This is a genomic window from Streptomyces sp. (assembly GCF_035645055.1).
In the GTDB taxonomy this organism is placed as follows: Bacteria; Actinomycetota; Actinomycetes; order Streptomycetales; family Streptomycetaceae; genus Streptomyces.
The window spans coordinates 1-19,813 of record NZ_DASQNH010000046.1 but is presented as its reverse complement, the minus strand read 5'-3'; the positions used below and the strand labels follow the sequence as shown (position 1 = coordinate 19,813).

The 19,813-nt window shown below is 71.4% G+C and carries 19 protein-coding genes and 1 tRNA gene; 15 read left to right on the top strand and 5 right to left on the bottom strand.

Going from position 1 to position 19,813, the window contains the following annotated elements:
• The first annotated feature begins 52 nt into the window (after positions 1 to 52).
• From VE614_RS15540 to VE614_RS15525, 4 genes are all read left to right on the top strand, one after another.
• Positions 53 to 379 (top strand): hypothetical protein, encoded by a 327-nt coding sequence (locus VE614_RS15540; RefSeq protein WP_324936810.1) that lies wholly within the window; start codon positions 53 to 55, stop codon positions 377 to 379.
• A gap of 175 nt (positions 380 to 554) precedes the next feature.
• Positions 555 to 923: a WhiB family transcriptional regulator gene (locus VE614_RS15535; protein WP_030784068.1), complete on the top strand. Its 369-nt coding sequence runs from the start codon at positions 555 to 557 to the stop codon at positions 921 to 923.
• Complete coding sequence (locus tag VE614_RS15530) at positions 920 to 1,243, top strand: hypothetical protein (protein WP_324936809.1); 324 nt, start codon at positions 920 to 922, stop codon at positions 1,241 to 1,243. The genes VE614_RS15535 and VE614_RS15530 overlap by 4 nt, the downstream gene beginning before the upstream one ends.
• Before the next feature lie 137 nt (positions 1,244 to 1,380).
• Positions 1,381 to 1,590 carry a hypothetical protein gene (locus VE614_RS15525; protein WP_324936808.1) on the top strand — a complete coding sequence of 70 codons (210 nt, stop codon included), beginning with the start codon at positions 1,381 to 1,383 and terminating at the stop codon, positions 1,588 to 1,590.
• A gap of 11 nt (positions 1,591 to 1,601) precedes the next feature.
• Here the strand turns inward: VE614_RS15525 and VE614_RS15520 are convergent, their stop codons facing one another.
• Both VE614_RS15520 and VE614_RS15515 read right to left on the bottom strand, forming a co-directional pair.
• Positions 1,602 to 2,966 (bottom strand): AarF/ABC1/UbiB kinase family protein, encoded by a 1,365-nt coding sequence (locus VE614_RS15520; protein WP_324936807.1) that lies wholly within the window; start codon positions 2,964 to 2,966, stop codon positions 1,602 to 1,604.
• Positions 2,959 to 4,161 (bottom strand): TOMM precursor leader peptide-binding protein, encoded by a 1,203-nt coding sequence (locus tag VE614_RS15515; RefSeq protein WP_324936806.1) that lies wholly within the window; start codon positions 4,159 to 4,161, stop codon positions 2,959 to 2,961. The genes VE614_RS15520 and VE614_RS15515 overlap by 8 nt, the downstream gene beginning before the upstream one ends.
• Positions 4,162 to 4,417: 256 nt before the next feature.
• On the opposite strand from VE614_RS15515, the gene VE614_RS15510 reads away from it, so the two are divergent.
• The 4 genes from VE614_RS15510 (at position 4,418) to VE614_RS15495 (ending at position 8,454) form a co-directional block, all read left to right on the top strand.
• Positions 4,418 to 5,014: a M48 family metallopeptidase gene (locus tag VE614_RS15510; RefSeq protein ID WP_324936805.1), complete on the top strand. Its 597-nt coding sequence runs from the start codon at positions 4,418 to 4,420 to the stop codon at positions 5,012 to 5,014.
• A gap of 174 nt (positions 5,015 to 5,188) precedes the next feature.
• On the top strand, positions 5,189 to 6,988 hold the full coding sequence (locus tag VE614_RS15505) for a TerD family protein (RefSeq protein WP_324936804.1): 1,800 nt from the start codon (positions 5,189 to 5,191) through the stop codon (positions 6,986 to 6,988).
• A gap of 11 nt (positions 6,989 to 6,999) precedes the next feature.
• Positions 7,000 to 7,680, top strand: coding sequence for an AIM24 family protein (locus VE614_RS15500; RefSeq protein ID WP_324936803.1), 681 nt, complete (start codon positions 7,000 to 7,002; stop codon positions 7,678 to 7,680).
• Between the two features lie 18 nt (positions 7,681 to 7,698).
• A complete protein-coding gene (locus tag VE614_RS15495) occupies positions 7,699 to 8,454 on the top strand; it encodes an AIM24 family protein (protein ID WP_324936802.1) in 756 nt (251 codons plus the stop codon).
• A gap of 93 nt (positions 8,455 to 8,547) precedes the next feature.
• Here VE614_RS15495 and VE614_RS15490 read toward each other — a convergent pair whose 3' ends face one another.
• Positions 8,548 to 9,069, bottom strand: a complete 522-nt coding sequence (locus VE614_RS15490) for an NUDIX hydrolase (protein WP_324936801.1) — start codon at positions 9,067 to 9,069, stop codon at positions 8,548 to 8,550.
• Positions 9,066 to 10,529: a zinc-dependent metalloprotease gene (locus tag VE614_RS15485; RefSeq protein ID WP_324936800.1), complete on the bottom strand. Its 1,464-nt coding sequence runs from the start codon at positions 10,527 to 10,529 to the stop codon at positions 9,066 to 9,068. Before VE614_RS15485 ends, VE614_RS15490 begins: the two co-directional genes overlap by 4 nt.
• 194 nt (positions 10,530 to 10,723) lie before the next feature.
• On the opposite strand from VE614_RS15485, the gene VE614_RS15480 reads away from it, so the two are divergent.
• The 4 genes from VE614_RS15480 to VE614_RS15465 all read left to right on the top strand — a co-directional run bounded on the left by VE614_RS15480 (position 10,724) and on the right by VE614_RS15465 (position 13,879).
• Positions 10,724 to 11,836 carry an SDR family oxidoreductase gene (locus tag VE614_RS15480; RefSeq protein WP_324936799.1) on the top strand — a complete coding sequence of 371 codons (1,113 nt, stop codon included), beginning with the start codon at positions 10,724 to 10,726 and terminating at the stop codon, positions 11,834 to 11,836.
• A 133-nt stretch (positions 11,837 to 11,969) separates the two neighbouring features.
• Positions 11,970 to 12,431 (top strand): molybdenum cofactor biosynthesis protein MoaE, encoded by a 462-nt coding sequence (locus VE614_RS15475; protein WP_324936798.1) that lies wholly within the window; start codon positions 11,970 to 11,972, stop codon positions 12,429 to 12,431.
• Positions 12,432 to 12,506: 75 nt separating this feature from the next.
• Positions 12,507 to 12,728 (top strand): hypothetical protein, encoded by a 222-nt coding sequence (locus VE614_RS15470; protein WP_324936827.1) that lies wholly within the window; start codon positions 12,507 to 12,509, stop codon positions 12,726 to 12,728.
• 53 nt (positions 12,729 to 12,781) lie between these two features.
• Positions 12,782 to 13,879 carry a PDZ domain-containing protein gene (locus VE614_RS15465; RefSeq protein WP_324936797.1) on the top strand — a complete coding sequence of 366 codons (1,098 nt, stop codon included), beginning with the start codon at positions 12,782 to 12,784 and terminating at the stop codon, positions 13,877 to 13,879.
• 72 nt (positions 13,880 to 13,951) lie between these two features.
• On the opposite strand, the gene VE614_RS15460 is transcribed toward VE614_RS15465, so the two are convergent.
• Positions 13,952 to 14,497: a PPA1309 family protein gene (locus VE614_RS15460; RefSeq protein ID WP_324936796.1), complete on the bottom strand. Its 546-nt coding sequence runs from the start codon at positions 14,495 to 14,497 to the stop codon at positions 13,952 to 13,954.
• Between the two features lie 163 nt (positions 14,498 to 14,660).
• On the opposite strand from VE614_RS15460, the gene VE614_RS15455 reads away from it, so the two are divergent.
• The 3 genes from VE614_RS15455 (at position 14,661) to VE614_RS15445 (ending at position 19,810) form a co-directional block, all read left to right on the top strand.
• Positions 14,661 to 17,615: a UPF0182 family protein gene (locus tag VE614_RS15455; protein WP_324936825.1), complete on the top strand. Its 2,955-nt coding sequence runs from the start codon at positions 14,661 to 14,663 to the stop codon at positions 17,613 to 17,615.
• A gap of 43 nt (positions 17,616 to 17,658) precedes the next feature.
• Positions 17,659 to 17,732 (top strand) — tRNA-Met (locus tag VE614_RS15450).
• Positions 17,733 to 17,980: 248 nt separating this feature from the next.
• Positions 17,981 to 19,810, top strand: coding sequence for a tetratricopeptide repeat protein (locus VE614_RS15445; protein WP_324936795.1), 1,830 nt, complete (start codon positions 17,981 to 17,983; stop codon positions 19,808 to 19,810).
• The last annotated feature ends 3 nt before the right edge of the window (positions 19,811 to 19,813 follow it).

The window sequence follows — 19,813 nt, the reverse complement described above, 5'->3', positions numbered from 1 at the left end:
CGTCGGACTGGCTCACCCCAGTCCCCCGAGACGCCGAGAGGAGGCGAGTCCAGTGATCAGCATCAACAGCAGCTCCGTCAACACCGCCAAAATGACCGATCGCTCGGTCGTCGCTTCCCTGTGCATGCTCGGCTTCTCGGACCAGGGCACCGGTCTGTCCGGCATTCGTGCCGTCCGTCCGGCGTCCTCCCTGCCGCTCGCGGGCCTTCCCGTTCGCGAGGGCAATGAGCGACCGACCAAGGCACTGGAAGCGGCAGCAGAGGCAAAGGCGCAGGCCTATGCCTTTACGGCGACCGGTGCCGGATTCCGGACGCAGACGACGCAGCACCACCGTATGTGGGCCTTCCGTGGGCCAGAACCCTGGAGTGATCCAGCCTGATCGGCGATCAGGCCGGCGCCTTCAGGGCCGCGGAACCCCATCCGGGATCCGCGGCCCTTCTGTTTGTCCACGAACGTGGATGACAGAGCGAAGGGGCCTCGGGACAAGAAAAGAACCCGGTACCAGCCGCCACCCGGTCCACCCGACCGGAACGACCAGACGAGGAAGACGACCCGTGCAACTCGAAGCGCACGCCCCGTCCGTACCGCCTTCCGAAACGATCCCCCCGCCCGGCCTCACGGAGGACTCCGCCTTGACCCCGCTCACCGCGCTCACCGCGCTCGACGACGCCATCGAGAACCTGGGCGTACCCGTGCCGTGCCGTTCCTACGACCCGGAGGTCTTCTTCGCCGAGTCGCCGGCCGACGTGGAGTACGCCAAGTCCCTCTGCCGCACCTGCCCGCTGATGGAGGCCTGCCTCGCCGGCGCCAAGGAGCGGCGTGAGCCCTGGGGTGTCTGGGGTGGCGAGCTGTTCGTCCAGGGTGTCGTCGTCGCCCGGAAGCGGCCGCGTGGCCGCCCGCGCAAGAACCCGGTCACAGCATGAACACCGCAGGAACGATCGACCGCCCCCTCACGCACGACCCCAAGAAGCAGGCCCCGATGACGCCGTCCACCACCGAGCCCACCGGCTCCGCAACCCGAGACTTCCCCACCAACGGCGCGACCGGTTCGCGTCAGAACAGGACCCGAGAGATGCAACTCATCCCAGAAGCCCTGGCTCGTGCGCATATGCACGACCGACTGCATGAGGCGCAGCGGGAACGCCGGGCCATCAGCCTGGCGGCCGCCCGCCGGATGCAGCGCCGGGCCGAGCGCGCCTCGCTGCGCGCCCGCCGGGCGCTCGCCCTGGCCGTCATGCAGTAACCCACCACGCCTGAAGCGGCGGCCTCCCGGACCTGGGAGGCGAGAGCTTTCCCGCGGGGGCCGGTCCGGCCGAACGGACCGGCCCCCGCGGTGCGTTGCAGCGGCTGATCCGCCGACGGCGGCGTTATGGTCGCCGGGTGACGAGTCTTTCCGGAGGCAGTGACAACGGCGGTTTGAGCACGAGGCGCGGGCCGCTCGTGTGCGCTCGCTGCGGCACTCGCGCGGACGGCCCGCGGCCCACCTGGACCTGCTCCGTCGAGAACGGCGTCCGCCAGTACTTCTGCGACAGGTGCTCCCGCGAGAACCTCGGAGCGATCGAGGGGCGCCTCGACTCGGCCTGGTGGTAGTACCCGGAGCCTCAGGCCTCCGCCGCGGGTTCCTCCTCCGGCTCCTCCTCCACGAACCCCGGCAGCCACTCCTCCAGTTCGTCGCGCAGCCGGACCGTGGCGCCCAGCTGGCACAGGACACCGATGGTGCTGAGAGTGACGCGGTGTATCAGCAGATAGGCCGGGGGCAGGTTCAGCTGCTTGCCCAGCTGGTAGGCGGGGGACCGGGGGTCGGCGACGCGGGCCGCCTGGCTGCGCATCCAGCCGCGGGTGAAGGTGAACGCGTCGGCCTGGGCCGGTTCGATGATCGGCAGCAGATAGTCGAGTACCGCGTCGGGGTCCAGGTCGATGGACTCCTTGACGAACCCCTCCGCGCACAGCAGGTCGTAGACGGCCTGGGCCTCGCCGTCGAGGGTCATGCGCAGGGACTCGCCGATCGGCGTCGGCAGGCCTCCCGGGAGACGGTCGACCGTGCCGAAGTCCAGCACGCCCAGCCGCCAGTCCTCCTCGCCGTCCGGGCTGCCGGGCAGCAGCCGGAAGTTCCCCGGGTGCGGGTCGGCGTGCAGCAGACCGGTGCGGGCCGGGCCGGAGAAGAGGAATCGGGCGAGCAGCTGGCCGGCCCGGTCGCGTTGCTCCTGGGTGCCGGAGGAGATGACCTCCGACAGCGGGACGCCGTCGATCCACTCGGTGACCAGAACCTGCTCGCTCTGGTGGACCACGGCCGGCACCAGCACGTCCGGGTCGCCGGCGAACTCGTCGGCGTGCGCCTGCTGGGCCTGCGCCTCCAGGCCGTAGTCCAGCTCCTCCGAGACCCGGTCCTTCAGTTCCATGATCAGGGGCTTGATGTCCATGCCGGGGACCAGCGGTCCCAGGAGCCGGGCGAAGCGGCTCAGCTGGTTGAGGTCGGAGAGCAGAGCCTCGCCGGCACCCGGGTACTGCACCTTGACCGCGACCTCACGGCCGTCGTGCCACACCCCCCGGTGCACCTGTCCGATAGAGGCCGCCGCCGACGGCTTGTCCTCGAACTCCAGGAAAAGCTCCCGCCAGTCCTCCCCCAGCCGCGCCGCGAGCACCGTGTGCACGGTGCGCGTGGGCATGGGCGGGGCGGCCTCCTGGAGCTTGGTCAGGGCAGCCCGGTAGGGGCCGGCGACCTCCTCGGGCAGCGCGGACTCGAAGACGGACAGGGCCTGCCCGAACTTCATCGCACCGCCCTTGAGCTCCCCGAGCACCTTGAACAGTTGCTCCGCCGTGCGCTGCTGCAGCTCGCGGCCGACGATCTCCGCGGACTCGCCGACGATCCGTTTGCCCAGGCCCCAGGTCGCCCGGCCGGCGAAGCCGAGCGGGAGCGCGGCGAGCTTGGCGGTCCGGGTGACCGCCTTCCGGGGAAGATCAGACATGCGCCCTCCAAGTCCCAGCCGGCCGCGCCGCGGCTGCCGGACGGCTTACCCGCGTTGACGACCCTTGCTCCGCCATTGTCTCGTGTGCGACGCCTTCCTTTGAGGCCGATTCCGCGTGAGATTTCTCCGCCGCCCCGCACGGGCACTCGGAGTGCGCCCACACCGGCCTCGCATGCCACTGGAGTCCGGGCAGGGAGGCCTCCCAGCGGGCGCCCGCGCTGGACGGCGTCCGGCCGCCGAGGAAGGCGAGCGCGTGCGCCGCCGCCAGTCCGGCCACCGTGGTGGCCAGGGCGAGATCGCACGGCCGCCCCTGCCGCTGCCGGCCCGACTGCCACTGGGCGACCAGCCGGGGCCAGGTCGGGTCCCGGTCGGCGCGCACCCGGTGCAGACAGCCGGCGCAGCCGGTCTCACCGGGCAGGACGAGCGGGCCGACCACGCCGGTTCCTTCCACCACCCCCGCGTACAGATGCGGGGTGCCCGAGGCCATGAGGGCAGCGGCGGTGTCCGGGTCGGGGGCGTGGACCGCGACGTCGTCGCGCGGGGCGAGGATCACCAGGGAGAAGCCGGGTTCGGCGTCCCCGGCGGCGGGGCGGGGCGGGCGGTCCGGGGCGGCGGCGCGCACCACCCGCCGGGCGGTCTCGTCCCGGCGGGCGCCGACGGCCTCGGCGGGCAGCCCGCCCGGGCTCACGTCCCATGGCTCCACGTGCCCGCCGTCGCGCACGTCGACCGCGCCGACGCCCGCACCCGCCAGCAGCGCGGCCAGGGTGGAGCCCACCCGTCCGGCTCCTCGCACCTGTACCCGCAGGGAGCGGCGCGCGGCCAGCCGCGCGATCGCCTCGCCCGGTTCCGACGTGGTCAGCGACAGCGTGGCCAGGTCGGGGCGCAGGCGGTCGAGGACGTCCGGCCTGCTCCGCAGGTCCTCCGCGTCGGGCCCGCCGCCCTTCGCGTCGTCGAGCAACCCGGCGCCGGACAGCTGCCGCAGCAGCGCGTCGACATGGCCTTCGGGCAGGTCCATCCGCCGGCCCTCGGCGCGCAGCAGGTCCAGCCCGCGGGTCCCGTTGAGGAGATCGAGGAAGCTGCCGGTCGCCGTGTCCATCGGCCCCAGCGTCATCGCGTGTGCCGGAGTCATCCCGAATTGCACGGTATTGAGGTCGCGCCAGCCGCGCCGGAGCGCGGGCTTCACCATCGGATGCATGTCAGGCCCCCGTTGCCCAGGAAAGTCGTATGAACGCCCTGTTCGTCGATGGAGGTGGGCCGGTCCGGTTTTCTCCCGTCCGTGCCGGTCCCTGATCCGCCGACGCCTGCCAGCATGCCCGGACCGGGCCTCCGCTGCCGAAAGTTGTCCACAGGCGGTGGGTGATTGTCGTACAAATCAAACGCTCGGTGGGGGATACGAGCCGAACCGTCCCGGACTCGGGACTTCCCGCATACGCAGCGGGTAACGTCGGGGCGTGCCCGCCGACCCACTGCACCGCGCCGCGACCCCACAGCGCAGCACGACGAGCCAGCCGCCCGGCGGCTCGGGGGCGAGCGCGATCGAGGTACGCAGGAGCGCCCGCCGGCGAAGGACGGTGTCCGCGTACCGCGAGGGCGATCGCACCGTCGTGCTCATTCCCGCCCGGATGTCCGAGGCGGAGGAACAGCGCTGGGTCAACGTCATGCTCGACAAGCTGGCCGCCCAGGAGAGCAAGCGGGTCCTCGGCGACGCCGAGCTGACCGAGCGCGCCGAGCGGCTGTCGGCGCAGTACTTCGACGGCCGGGCCCGGCCCACCTCGGTCCGCTGGGTCACCAACCAGAACACCCGCTGGGGTTCGTGCACGCCGGCCGAGGGCAGCATCCGGCTCTCCCACCGGCTCCAGGGGATGCCCGAGTACGTCATCGACTACGTGGTCCTCCACGAACTGGCCCACCTGCTGGTGCCCGGCCACGGGCCGCGATTCTGGCGGCTGCTGGAGGCGTATCCGCGAACCGAGCGGGCCCGGGGTTACCTCGAAGGGGTGGTGGCGGCCGAGCGGCTGCCGCACCTGCCCGGCGCGCGCGGGGAGTAACCGCCCCACGCGGGCAGCGATCGTGCTTCGCGGGAGCGATCGGCCCCCGCGCGCGTTTCGACACCGGTCGGCGGAGGTTCTGTACCGGGTCTGTACCGGCCGCGTCCGTTGTCGGACTTTGCCGTTAGCCTGGCGCGACGCACTCACATTCGGGATGGGGGACGGTCGTAACGCATGGCCAGGGAATTCCAACGCGGCCACAAGGCCAGGATCAGTGACCTCACCGCGGGCACGGATCTGTACGTAGGCGTGCAGATCTCCGCCCCGGGACTGACCTTCGACATCAGCTGCTTCGGCCTCGACGCCGACGAACGGCTCGCGGACGACCGGTACTTCATCTTCTTCAACCAGCCGAAGTCCCCCGAGGAGTCCATCCAGCTGCTGGGCGCCCAGGCGGGCGACACGGAGTCCTTCCGGGTCACGCTCGACCGCATCCCCCCGCAGATCCACAAGCTGTCTTTCACGGCGACGATCGACGGCGCCGGACAGATGTCGCAGATCAACCCCGGGTACATCCGGATCGTCGCGGGCGGCGAGGAAGTGGCACGGTACGCCTTCGACGGCTCGGAGTTCTCCACCGAGCGGGCCGTGATGCTGGGTGACTTCTACCTCAAGGACGTCTGGCGGTTCGCGGCCGTCGGACAGGGCTTCGACGGCGGTCTGGAAGCGCTGCTGAGGAACTTCGGCGGCGAGGTCCTGGAGGAGTCGCCCGCGCCGGAGCAGCCCCAGGCCGCGCCCGCGCCCGCCCCGGGCTTCGCCCCGCCCGCGCAGGCCACCGCCCCGCCCGCGTTCGGCGCCCCGGCCGCCCCCGCCCCAGCGACCGCTCCGGCCTCCGTGCCTGCCCCCGCGCCCGCGGCGCAAGGCTTCGCGCCGCCGCACGGCGCCACGCCGCCCCCGGCGCCCCAGCCACAGGTGCACGCCGCGCCCACCATCGCCGCGCCCCTCACCCCGCCCGGCGGCACCGTCCCGCCGCCTGCCCCGGCCCCGACGCCGCCGTACGGCCAGCCCGCCCCCCAGCAGCCGTACGGTCAGCCGGGCCAGCAGCCCGCCTACGGCCAGTCGCCCCAGCAGCAGCCGTACGGCCAGGCCGCCCAGGCGCCGACCGCCCCCCCGCCGCCCGGCTACCCCCAGCCCCAGGCCGCGCCGCCGCCCGGTTACGGCCAGCCCCAGGCCGCGCCGCCGCCCGGTTACGGCCAGCAGCCGCCCTTCGGGCAGGCGCCGGGCCAGCCCGCGCCCTACGGTGCCCCGCAGGGCATGCCGCAGACCGCGCCCTACGGCGCCCCGCACGGCATGCCTCAGGGCGCCCCGCAGGCACCCGGTGTCGCCGCCGCGCTCCAGCAGTTCCGGGAGTCGCCCACCGGGCAGCGCTGGACCCAGCAGAACAAGAAGATGGTCCGGGTGGACCTGGGCATCGGCGGCCAGCCGGTACTCGCCCGCCAGGGCAGCATGGTGCTCTACCAGGGCAAGGTCGACTTCAGCTACAAGGGCGCCGGTTTCGCCGGCCGGATCGTCGGCAACGCCACCGGCCAGGAGATGCAGCTGATGCGCTGCACCGGCCAGGGTCAGGTCTTCCTCGCCGAGAACTCCACGATGCTGCACCCGATAGAGCTCCAGGGCGACGGCATCTGCGTCTCCGCCGAGAACGTCCTCGCCTTCGACGAGAGCCTGACCTACGAGGTCCGCCGCATCGAGGGTCACGGCATCCCGGGCGGAGCGCTGTTCACGATGCAGTTCCAGGGCACCGGCACGATCGTCGTCAAGACCCACGGCACGCCCGTCGTGCTGCCGGTCACGCCGACCACGTTCGCCGACTGCAATGCCGTGGTCGCCTGGTCGTCCGCCGCCCAGGTGGTCGTCTCCAGCCAGGTCCGCATGCGCCGCAACGCCTACCCGGGCGACACCGGAGAGAGCGTGAATCTCCAGTTCCGGGGCGCGCCCGGCAACTTCATCGTCGTCCAGCCGTACGAGGTCTGAGGGAGCCCGTCATGAACCAGCCGCTCGCGGGCTACGCCCCCGCACCCGTCGCCGCCCGCATGGAGAACCACGGCAATCACATGCTGAAGGTCGCCATGCAGACCGGAAACGACCTCCTCGCGCGCGTGGGGTCGATGGTCGCCTACGAAGGCTTCATCCAGTACGAGCCCAACCCGCCGGCCGTGCGCCAGATCGCCAAGGACTGGATGACCGGCGAGGGCGCGCCCCTGATGAAGTGCTCCGGAGACGGCCTGCTCTACCTCGCCGACTACGGCGCCAACGTCGTCGTGATCAACCTCAACGGTGACGGCATCTCCGTCAACGCGACCAACCTGCTCGCCTTCGACGCGCATCTCACCTGGGGCGTCGAGCGGGTCAAGGGGCTCGCGAAGTTCGCCGGGCAGGGCCTGTGGAACACGAAGATCTCCGGGCAGGGCTGGGTCGCGCTGACCTCCCGGGGCAAGCCGATCGTCGTCGACTGCGGCGGGGGCGAGGACGAGACCTACGTCGACCCGGACGCTCTCGTGGCCTGGTCCCCGAACCTCAAGGTGAAGGGCAAGCGCAGCTTCAAGGCCCAGTCGCTGATCGGCCGGGGCAGCGGAGAGGCCTACCAGATGGCCTTCTCCGGTCAGGGCATCGTCGTCGTCCAGCCCAGCGAGGACAGCACCGACCGTCTCCGGGTCCGGGGCTGAGGGGGAGCCAGAAACACCATGCAGAGTCCGCTTTTCGCCCACACCGAGCAGCAGACCCAGGACCGCTGGAGCCTGCAGAACAAGCAGATGCTGCGCGTCGCCCTGGAGGGCCACGACGACATCCTGGCCCGCAAGGGCACCATGGTCGCCTACCAGGGGATGGTGGAGTTCGACGCCGAGTACCAGAGCGGCGGCCAGTCACGCGACCGGGCCCACACCGGTGAGGGTCTGGACCTGATGCGCTGCCACGGGCAGGGCACCGTCTACCTCGCCAACCTCAAGCAGCACATCCACCTGGTCGACGTCGACCAGGACGGGCTCACCGTCGACAGCAGCTACGTCCTCGCGATGGACTCCTCGCTGCACCACGAGGTCATCGCCGTCGACAGTCTGTACGGCATCTCCGGCTCGGGGAAGTACCAGCTCAACATCACCGGCCGCGGCAAGGTCGCCCTGATGACCTCCGGCATGCCGCTGATGATGCAGGTCACGCCGGACAAGTACGTCAACTGTGACGCCGACGCGATCGTCGCCTGGTCCACCGGGCTGCGGGTGCAGATGCAGGCGCAGACGCACTCCTCCGGCGTCTGGCGGCGCCGCGGCAGCACCGGCGAGGGCTGGGAGCTGAGCTTCATGGGCACCGGCTTCGCGCTGATCCAGCCGAGCGAGATGCTGCCGCCGCAGAACGCCCAGATCGGATCGGGCGTCGCCGCCCAGTACGGAATGGGCCAGCAGGGGGCCCGGGGTCAGAACCAGGGCAACGTCTGGAGCTGAGTCCGGACCGAGCCCCCGAGGACATCCGTAAGGGGACGTCGGTAAGGGGACATCGGTAAGGGGTGATCGCCATGGCGGTCACCCCTTACCCGTTCAGAGCCTGGCCCGCGTGGCCTCCAGCAGCCGTACGACCGACTCGTCGGCCACGTCCGCCACCTCGTCGTAGGCGAACCAGCGCAGGTCCAGGGACTCGTCGCTGATCGCCTGGACGGCGTCCGGCGGGGCCAGCACCGCGTACTGCACGTCGAAGTGGACGTGGCAGGGCGGGGGGATCGGATGCCGGTCCAGCCGCACCGGACCGCCCGGGAACAGGGTCAGCCCCGCGATGCCGGACTCCTCGGTCGCCTCGCGCAGGGCCGCCGCCGCCAGCGAGGTGTCCGCCGGCTCGCAGTGGCCGCCCATCTGCAGCCACATCCGCAGCTTGCGGTGGAGCGTGAGCAGCACCCGGTCGCGTCCCGGGTCGATCACCAGGGCGCTCGCCGTGATGTGGCCCGCGTGGCAGGCCTTCCAAATGCCGTCCGGGTGGGCCGTGAGGTGGTCGAGGTACGCCTGGCGCAGTTCTTCCTGGCCCTCGTACGCCTTCAGCACGAGGACCGCGTCGTCGTACAGGCTCACTCCGTGTCGTCGCCCTTGCCGTCGCTCCCGCCGTCCGTCTCGGCCTCGCCCTCGCCCTTGTCCTTCTTGCGCAGGTCGGGCTTGTCCGCCGCCTCGCCGAGCATCTTGTCCCACTCGGAGAAGTCCATCTGCTCGCGGTGCACGAAGCCGTCCGGGTCGTCCAGGTCCGTGGCCGTCGGCAGCATGTCCGGGTGGGCCCACAGGGCGTCCCGCCCGTCGACCCCGCGCGCGTCCGTGAGCGAGGCCCACAGCCGGGAGGCGTCGCGCAGCCGGCGCGGGCGCAGCTCCAGGCCGATCAGGGTGGCGAACGTCTGCTCGGCCGGGCCGCCGGAGGCACGGCGGCGGCGCAGGGTCTCGCGCAGCGCGTCCGAGGACGCCAGGCGGGGCTTGGCCGCGGCGTGCACCACCGCGTCCACCCAGCCCTCGACGAGCGCCAGAGCCGTCTCCAGACGGGCCAGGGCGGCCTTCTGCTCCGGCGTGTCCTCCGGCTGGAACATGCCCTGCTGGAGAGCGTCCTGAAGCTGCTCCGGGTTCTGCGGGTCGAACTGGCCGACCACGTCCTCCAGCTTCGCGGTGTCGACCTTGATGCCGCGCGCATAGCCGTCGACCGCGCCGAACAGGTGCGAGCGCAGCCACGGCACATGGGCGAAGAGCCGCTGGTGGGCGGCCTCGCGCAGGGCGAGATACAGCCGCACCTCCTCCTTGGGCACGCCCAGGTCCTTGCCGAAGGCGTCGATGTTCACCGGCAGCAGCGCGGCCTTGCCGGCCGGGCCGAGCGGCAGGCCGATGTCGGTGGAACCGACGACCTCGCCCGCGAGCATGCCGACGGCCTGCCCGATCTGCGTGCCGAACATGGCGCCGCCCATGGAGCGCATCATGCCGATCAGCGGGCCCGCCATGGCCTGCATCTCCTCCGGCAGGACGTCGCCCATGGCGTTGCCGACGCGCTCGGCGACCGGGTCGACCAGCTCCCGCCACGCGGGCAGGGTGGCCTCGACCCACTCCGCGCGGCTCCAGGCCACGGCGGAGCCGGCGCCGGACGGCAGGGAGGTGGCGTCGTCCAGCCAGAGGTCGGCCAGGCGGACGGCCTCCTGCACGGCGGTGCGCTCGGCGGGGCCGACGCTCGCGTCCTTGGTGCCGTCCGACGTGCCCTGGGAGACCGTCTGGCGGGCGATCTGCTTGGCCATGTCCCAGTTCACCGGGCCGCCCTCGTAGGAGAGCATCTGGCCCAGCTGCTGGAACGCGGCGCCCAGGTCGGTGGGGTTCAGCGATCCGAACATGGCAGCGAGCGGATTGTCCGCCCCGGGGCCTCCAAAGCCTCCGGCGCCGGGCAGCGACCCGAAACCGAACGGGTTGGCCGGTCCCTGCCCACCACCGCTCTGCTGGTCCTTCTTCTTGCCCTCGTCGCCGTTCTCCGGCTCCTCCGGCGGAAGGCCGAATCCGAATGGGGTGTCACTCACGGGATTCCTCGGCTGGTAAGGCCGCCGGTTCTTTACCCGACGGCACGACTGCCCGACAACACCACCCAGCGTAGACACCCGGGGCGGTTCGGGCCTCGGTGCTTCGCCGACAGACGGCCTGCGGCAGGATGGATGCCACCTGGTACGTACGCGTCACTCGCGCTCGTACTGAAGACAACCGCTGGAGACGCCCGGTGAGTTCCCCAGACCCGCAGGTTCGCGCAGCGCGAAACCACTCAACCCCTCCCGCCGCGCGCGGGCCCGTCGTCGCGGTGACCGGTGCCGCGTCCGGGGTCGGCGCGCTGCTCACCGCGCGATTGGCCGCGTCGGAGGAGATCAAGCAGGTCATCGCGATCGACGAGCGACGCGGTGAGTGCGCCGACGCGCAGTGGCACATCCTGGATGTGCGCGATCCGGCCATCGCGGAGAAACTGCGCGGCGCGGACGTCGTCGTCCACCTCGCGCTCGACCTCGACCTGGAGACCGACGCCGCCGCCCGCACGGCGTACAACGTCCGGGGGACGCAGACCGTGCTCACCGCCGCCGCGGCGGCCGGGGTGCACCGCGTGGTGCTGTGCACCTCCGCGATGGTCTACGGAGCGCTGCCGGACAACGAGCTGCCGCTGTCGGAGGACGCCGAGCTGCGCGCCACCGCCGAGGCCACCGGGGTCGGGGACCTGCTGGAGATCGAACGGCTGGCGCGCCGGGCACCCCGCGCGCACCCCGGGCTCAACGTCACCGTGGTCCGCCCCGCCGTGCTGGTCGGGGGCACGGACACCGCGCTGACCAGGTACTTCGAGTCGCCTCGGCTGCTGGTGGTGGCCGGGTCGCGGCCGGCCTGGCAGTTCTGCCACGTCGACGACCTGTGCAGCGCTCTGGAGTACGCCGTCCTGGAGAAGGTGGACGGGGAGCTGGCCGTCGGCTGCGACGGCTGGCTGGAGCAGGAGGAGGTCGAGGAGCTGAGCGGGATCCGGCGGATGGAGCTGCCGTCGGCGGTCGCGCTCGGCGCGGCGGCGCGGCTGCACCGGATCGGGCTCACGCCGTCCCCGGCCGGCGACCTCGCGTACACGATGTACCCCTGGGTGGTCAGCGGCAGCCGGCTGCACGACGCCGGATGGCGGCCCCAGTGGACCAACGAGGAGGTGCTGGCGGAGCTGCTGGAAGAGGTCTCCGGGCGGCACACCGTGGCCGGGCGGCGGCTGGGCCGCAAGGACGCCACGGCGGCGGGAGCGGCCGGGGCCACGGTGGCTCTGCTGGGCGCGGCGGCCGTGGTGCGGCGGGCGCGGAAGGCCCGGCGGCGGATCTGACGGCGAGGCGCCACCCCGGCCGGCCCTCTGCCCGGCTGTCCCCGGCCGGCTGTAGGAGGCTCCAAAGGGTGGCGCCGGGTGCCGGGGAAAAGCGCTATTCCTGGTTGTCGGTGGGGTGAGGCACGATGGAGGCATGGCAGCCACGAACGATCATCCCGGTGAGCAGGGCGCTCGGGAGCCCATCAAGCTGATCGGCATCCGGGAGACGCCGCTCTCCGTGGACGAGGTGTTCCGCGCGGTCGGGGACGAGGCCGCGGGCGGCACCGCGCTGTTCGTCGGGACGGTGCGCAACCACGACGGCGGGGCCGATGTCGACCGGCTCGGGTACTCGTGCCATCCGAGTGCCGAGGCCGAGATGCGGCGCGTCGCGGAGAAGATCGTGGCCGACTTCCCGGTGCGCGCGCTGGCCGCCGTGCACCGCGTGGGCGATCTGCGGGTCGGGGACCTGGCCGTCGTCGTCGCGGTCTCCTGCCCGCATCGCGGCGAGGCCTTCGAGGCCTGCCGCAAGCTGATCGACGACCTCAAGCACGAGGTGCCCATCTGGAAGCACCAGACGTTCTCCGACGGCACCGAGGAGTGGGTCGGAGCCTGCTGAGCGCCAGGCCGGCGCCCCCCGGCGCACCACCCGGCTTGCGTAACCGCACCCCTGCCGTGAGCGTTGTCAGTACGGATGGTTAATCTGCTGATCAGTCAGTTGCGGACGCTCGTACGGGGTTGGGAGGTCGGCATGGCGGCGCTCGCCTGGTTGCTGATTCCGCTGACGGCTGCGATCGGCGCCGGTCTGTGGGGCGTATGGGCCAACCGGACCCGCAAGGCGCGCGGTGACGGGCCCGAGCTCGACGGGTATGCCCGGTTCCGCGCGGCCATGGAGAAGTCCCACTCGGGCAGCTGACCGGAGGGCCGCCCTGACGGTGTGCTGACAGAACCGTCCCGTACTGTCGAGGCATGCCACGCCGCACCGCGACGATGCTCGCCTCCACCCTGATGCTGATCGCGCTCCTGTGCGCGGGAGTCCTCATCCCCGTGCCGTATGCGGAGATGTCCCCGGGGCCGACGGTGAACACGCTGGGCGAGCACGACGGTGAGCCGGTGCTGCAGATCGCGGGCCGCAAGACCTATCCGACGTCCGGGCATCTCAACATGACCACCGTCCGCGTCACCAGTGCCGACTACCGCATGAACCTGGTCGAGGCGGTCTACGGCTGGCTCGCGCACGACAACAAGGTCGTGCCGCACGACACCCTCTACCCGGACGGCAAGACCGAGGAGGAGTCCACCCAGGAGAACGCCGAGGAGTTCAGCCAGTCCCAGGAGAGCGCCAAGGTCGCCGCCCTGAAGCAGCTGGACATCCCGGTGCAGTCCTGGGTGATCGTCTCCACCGTGGTGAAGGGCTCGCCCGCCGAGGGCAGGCTGCACGCCGGTGATGTGATCAAGGCGGTCGACGGTACGGCGGTGAAGGAGCCGGCGGACGTCGCCGAGCTGGTGACCAAGCACGAGCCGGGTGAGGACGTGCGCTTCACGATCGTGCCGGCCAAGGAGCAGGCCGCCGCGGAGAAGGAGAAGCGGGCGCCGGCCAGGACCGAGAACGTCACCATCACCACGGCCGCCTCCGACGACGGCGGCGAGAAGCGGGCCATCGTCGGCATCTCCGCCGGGACGGACCACACCTTCCCGTTCACCATCGACATCAAGCTGGCCGACGTCGGCGGCCCCAGCGCCGGACTGATGTTCGCGCTCGGGATCTACGACAAGCTGACCCCGGGCAGCCTCACCGGCGGCCGTTTCGTCGCGGGCACCGGCACCATCGACGACGCGGGCGAGGTCGGCCCGATCGGCGGGATCGAGATGAAGACGGTCGGCGCGCGCGCCAAGGGCGCCGAGTTCTTCCTGACGCCCGCCGGCAACTGCGCGGCCGCCGCCAAGGACACCCCCGAGGGACTCACCCTGGTCAAGGTGGACACCATCGACGACGCCCTGGACGCCCTGAAGGACATCCGCGCCGGGGACACCGCCGACGTGCCGAAGTGCACCGCCAAGGGCTGAGCGGGCTGCCGCCGCACACGGCTGGGGGCGCCCCGCGAGGCAGGGGCGCCCCCATCGCCGTGACCGGATCTCTCAGTCCTCGAACGTCGCCGCCAGCGCCTCGGCCAGGCCCGGCACCAGGTCGGAGCCGGTGAGCACCTCGGTCGGCGAGTCCTTCTCGCGCAGCCGCAGTGCCGACTCGCGCGAGCCGTCGCGCAGGACGGCGACCGTCATCCGGACCTCCTGGCGCTCGGGGTGGTTCGCCACCCACCGGGTGAGGGCGGCCTCGTCCAGGTCCTGCGGAACCTGAGCCTCCGCGGACGGCGGCAGCATCAGGCGCTCCACGGTGAGCGCGCAGCCGGCCACCGCGCCGGGCCAGGCGATGGTGCCCAGGAACTCGTCGAGCGGTTTGTCCGTCGGCACTTCGTCCTGCTCGATCGGGGTGAGACCGGCGGGGGTCTCCTGCTCGTCCCCCAGGCCGAGCTGCGCCGCGAGGGCGGGTTCCTGGGTCCGCAGCTGCGCGGTGTCTACGAGGGCGAAAAGGCGGGCGGGCTGGTCCCAGCCGAGGCCGGAGGCGTACTCGTCGATCTCGAGTACGGCCCGGGTGAGCGGGCTCGCCGCCATGGGAGTGTTGGACATGGTCACAATCCTGCCTCGTTCCCGCCCGGAATCGGGAACCGAGTAAAGCGTGAGTAAGTTGCATAGGTGAGGGCCTACGATCACGGGGCCCTTCCCACGGCCCGCGAAACCGGGGGCCTGACAGACCAACAGCGACTTTCGAGGTGCCACCTTGGCTTTCCAGATGCCGGACCGCGGCGGAGGCCCGACGGGGCCACGGATCAGAGTGGGCCGCCCGTCCCGGCGTGTCCGGACCCTGCTCATGACACTGGGCGTCCTTGCCGTCCTGGGCATGGCGTTCACCATGTTCGCGGGCTTCTGGACGGACTGGCTCTGGTACCGCTCGGTGAACTACTCGTCCGTCTTCACCACCACCCTGTCGACGAAGATCGGGCTCTTCTTCGTCTTCGGCCTGCTCATGGCCGTGTCGGTGGGCTTCAACATCTGGCTGGCACACCGGCTGCGCCCGCCGCTGAGCGCGATGTCGATGGAGCAGCAGAGCCTCGACCGCTACCGGATGGGCATCGCGCCGTACAAGAAGTGGCTGCTGTTCGGCATCACGGCCCTGGTGGGCCTGATCGCCGGCGCGTCCGCCTCGGGGCAGTGGCGGACCTGGCTGATGTGGGTCAACGGCGTGCCGTTCGGCGTGGAGGACCCGCAGTTCCACCTGGACGTCAAGTTCTACGCCTTCGACCTGCCCTGGTACCGGTTCCTGCTCGGCTTCGGCTTCGCCGCCGTGATCCTCTCCGTGATCGCCGCCGCGCTCACCCACTACCTGTACGGCGGGCTGCGCGTCACCAGCCCGAGCGCCCGCGCCACGGCCGCCGCCACCGGTCACCTGTCGGTGCTCCTCGGCATCTTCGTGGCCCTGAAGGCGGTCGCCTACTGGCTCGACCGGTACGGCCTGGCGGTGAAGTCCAGCGACTTCAAGGCGACGGACAACTGGACCGGTCTGAGGTACGTCGACGCCAACGCCTATCTGCCGGCCAAGACGATCCTGTTCTGCATCGCCGTCATCTGCGCCCTGCTGTTCTTCGCCACCCTGTGGCGGCGCACCTGGCAGCTGCCGGTCATCGGCTTCGGCCTGATGGTGCTCTCCGCGATCCTGATCGGCGGCCTGTACCCGGCGATCGTGCAGAAGTTCCAGGTCCAGCCGAACGAGCAGGCCAAGGAAGCGCCGTACGTCGAGAAGAACCTCGCGGCCACGCGTGAGGCCTACGGCATCGACGGGACCAAGGTCAGCGACTATCCCGGTACGAGCAAGACCGAGGACAAGGCCGCGCTGCGCGACGACGCGGACGCCGCGGCGAGCATCCGGATCCTGGACCCGAACATCGTCTCGCCGACGTTCCAGCAGCTCCAGCAGATCCGGAACTACTACGCGTTCCCGACCAACCTGGACGTCGACCGCTACAGCGAGGACGGCAAGGACCAGGACACGGTCATCGGTCTGCGCGAGCTGAACCTGGCCGGCATCCCGAAGAAGAACTGGATCAACAACCACTTCCGCTACACCCACGGCTACGGCGTGGTCGCCGCCAAGGGAACCACCGCCGACTCCGAGGGCCGCCCGGTCTTCACCGAGTCCGACCTGCCGTCCAAGGGCGATCTCGGGACGTACCAGCAGCGGATCTACTACGGCGAGAAGACGACGATGTACTCGATCGTCGGCGGTCCGCAGAAGGAGATCGACTACTCCGACGACAGCGGCGAGAAGACCTACAGCTACGAGGCCAAGAGCGGGGTCAACCTCTCCAGCCCGATCAACCGGGCCGCTTACGCGGTGGCGTTGAACGAGCCGCAGATCCTCTACTCGGGCGCCATCGGTGAGGGCTCGCGGATCCTGTACAACCGCACGCCCAAGGAGCGTGTCGAGGCGGTCGCCCCGTGGCTGACCATCGACGGCGACGCCTATCCGGCGGTCGTGAACGGCAAGATCCAGTGGATCGTCGACGCGTACACGACGACGAACGGCTACCCGTACGCCTCCCGTACGACCCTCGGCGACACCACGGCCGACTCGCTGAACGCGCGCAACGACTCCCGCACGGTGGTCGCCCAGCAGAACCAGGTCAACTACATCCGCAACTCGGTGAAGGCGACCGTCGACGCGTACACCGGCGAGGTCAAGCTCTACCAGTGGGACACCCAGGACCCGGTCCTGAAGACCTGGATGAAGGCCTTCCCGGACACGGTGGAGCCGAAGGGTGCCATCTCCGAGGAGCTGATGGCCCACCTGCGCTACCCGCAGGACCTGTTCAAGGTGCAGCGCGAGCTGCTCACCCGCTACCACGTGAAGGACGCGACGACGTTCCTCAGCGGCAGCGAGGTGTGGCAGGTGCCGGACGACCCGACCAACAAGACGGGCGACGCGGTGCCGCCGTACTACCTGAGCATGAAGATGCCCGACCAGAAGGAACAGGCGTTCTCGCTGACGACCACCTTCACGCCCAACGGCCGGGACAATCTGAGCGCCTTCATGGCGGTCGACGCGGAGGCGGGCACCAGCGGTTACGGACAGATCAGAATCCTGAAACTGCCGACGAGCACCACGGTCTCCGGGCCCAAGCAGGTGCAGAGCCAGTTCAACTCCGAACAGGACATCGCCGAGACCATCAGGCTGCTGAGAGGCGGCGACTCGGAGGTGGAATACGGCAACCTGCTGACGGTGCCGCTGGACGGCGGGCTGCTGTACGTGGAACCGGTCTACGTCCGCGGTGGCGGCCTGAAGTACCCGCTGCTGCGCAAGGTGCTGGTGACCTACGGCGGCAACACGGCCTTCGAGGACACCCTCGAGGAAGCCCTCAACAAGGTGTTCGACGCGGAGGGTTCGGCCCCCGAGCCACCCCAGGAGGAGGGCGACGGCGACACGACGCCACCGCCGACGACCGGTGACGCCACGGTCGAAGCGGCTCTCGCCGACGCGCAGAAGGCCTTCGACGCCGGCCAGGAAGCCCTGCAGAAGGGCGACTGGGAGGCGTACGGCCGGGCGCAGCAGGACCTGGAGGACGCGCTGAAGCGGGCCGAGGAGGCCCAGTCGCGGGCCGACAGGGCCGGTGGGGGCGGCGGATCCGGCCGTGGCGCCGGAGGCGCTGACGCCGGCGGCAGTTCCAGCCCGAAGCCCGGCACCAGTAGCTGATCACATGCTCCCCCCGCGCCGTGGTACGGTTGTCGAACAACGGCGCGGGGTGGAGCAGCTCGGTAGCTCGCTGGGCTCATAACCCAGAGGTCGCAGGTTCAAATCCTGTCCCCGCTACTGAAGTCGACGACAAGTCGGTGTGAAGTCGGCATAGTCGTACGATGGCGAAGGCCCGGATCTCATCACGAGATCCGGGCCTTTGTGATGTGCGAACTCATGTGCCGATGTGGAGCACCGCCGTGCCGCCGTGGGGAGTTGGGAGATTTGTGTTTGACTTATCTCTCTGTGGGCATGTCGACAAAACGCTGAAGTGACCTCATTGGCTTCGGCATACCAGGTGTACCCGGGTTGCGGGTGGTGCGACGATGGACGTTATGGGGGACATGGCAACTCTGTACGAGACAGGGCGGTTTGTGCAGCCGGCCGGCCAGGAGGAAACCCGCGACGAGGCCACCGAAGCCGCCGAGGAGGCTCGGCAGCGGCTCGCCGCGGAGGCCGGTGACGTCGAGGCGATGAGCGTTCTCGGGGCCATGCTGCTGCGCCGCGGCGATCTCGACGGAGCCGAGCCCCATCTGCGTGCCGCCACCGCCGCCGGGGACCGGGCCGCCGCCAACAACCTGGGCGTCCTGCTCCACCAGCGGGGATACCCCGAGGAAGCCGCCGGATGGTGGCGGATCGCCGCCGTCGCCGGGTCCGCCGCGGCCGCGCACGCCCTCGGGCGGCACTACCGCGAGCGCGGCGACGAGCCCGCCGCCGAGTACTGGCTGCGCCAGTCCGCCGAACAGGGGCACGCGCTGGGCGCCTACGCGCTCGCCGATCTGCTGGAGCACCGCGGGGACGACGAGGCCGAGAAGTGGATGCGGGCCGCCGCCGAGCGGGGGCACAGGGAAGGCGCGTACCGGCTGGCCCGGGCGCTGGACCGGCGGGCCGCCGCCGCTGCCGACATCGCGGAGGACACCGACGGTGACAACGGTGTCGGGGCCGGCGCGGCGGAGGAGGCCGAGCAGTGGTACCGGCAGGCCGCCGCGCGCGGACACCGGCGGGCCGCGCTGTACCTCGGCTCGATCCTCGAACGGCGCGGAGAGCTGAAGGAAGCCGGGCGCTGGTATCTGACCTCCGCCAAGGACGGGGAGGCGCGGGCCGCCTGCGCGCTCGGGTTCCTGCTGCGGGACGCCGGAGACGAGGAGAGCGCCGCCGTGTGGTGGCTGCGGGCCGCGCAGGAAGGCGACGGCAACGCGGCCAACGCGCTGGGGGCACTGCACGCCGAGCGGGGGCAGACCCAGACCGCGGAGCGGTGGTACCGGGCGGCCATGGACGCCGGGGATGTGAACGGCGCGTACAACCTCGGGCTGCTCTGCGCCGAGCAGGGGCGGACCGCGCAGGCCGAGCAGTGGTACCGGCGGGCCGCGTACGCCGGGCACCGGGAGGCGGCGAACGCGCTGGCCATCCTGCTGCTCCAGGGCGGGGACCAGACCGGGGCCGAGCCGTGGTTCTCCAAGGCCGCGGAGGCGGGGAGCGTCGACGCGGCGTTCAACCTGGGGATCCTGTACACGGGGCGGGGCGATGAGGCCGCCGCCCTGCGGTGGTACGAGCGGGCCGCCGCCGCCGGGCACACCGAGGCGGCCCTCCAGGTCGGGATCGCGCGGCTGCGCGACGGGGACGAGCAGGAGGCGGAACGGCATCTGCGGTGCGCGGCCGGAGGGGGGAGCGCGGAGGCGGCGTACCGGCTGGCCACCGTGCTCGACGCGCGGCAGCCGGCCGGGGCCGGGCCCGAACTGGGGGAGCCGGTGCACCGGCGGACCGAGTGCGAGGAGTGGTACGAGCGGGCCGCGTCCCAGGGGCACCGGCGGGCGCAGGTGCGGGTCGGGATGCTCGCGGCGGCGCGCGGGGACGTCGTCGAGGCGGCGCGGTGGTACCGGGAGGCGGCGGAGGCCGGGTCGCGGAACGGGGCGTTCAATCTGGGTCTGCTGCTGGCGCGGGAAGGGAGCGAGCCGGAGGCGGTGGTGTGGTGGAAGCGGGCCGCCGACGACGGGCACGGACGGGCGGCGCTCCGGCTCGCCCTCGTCTACGCGCGTCGCGGTGAGCTCGTGGAAGGGCAGCGGTGGGCCGATCTCGCCGTGACGCTCGGGCCCGGAGAGGTGGCCGAGCGGGCGGCGCGGTTGCGGGACGCGCTGCGGGAGGAACTGTCGGCGTGACGC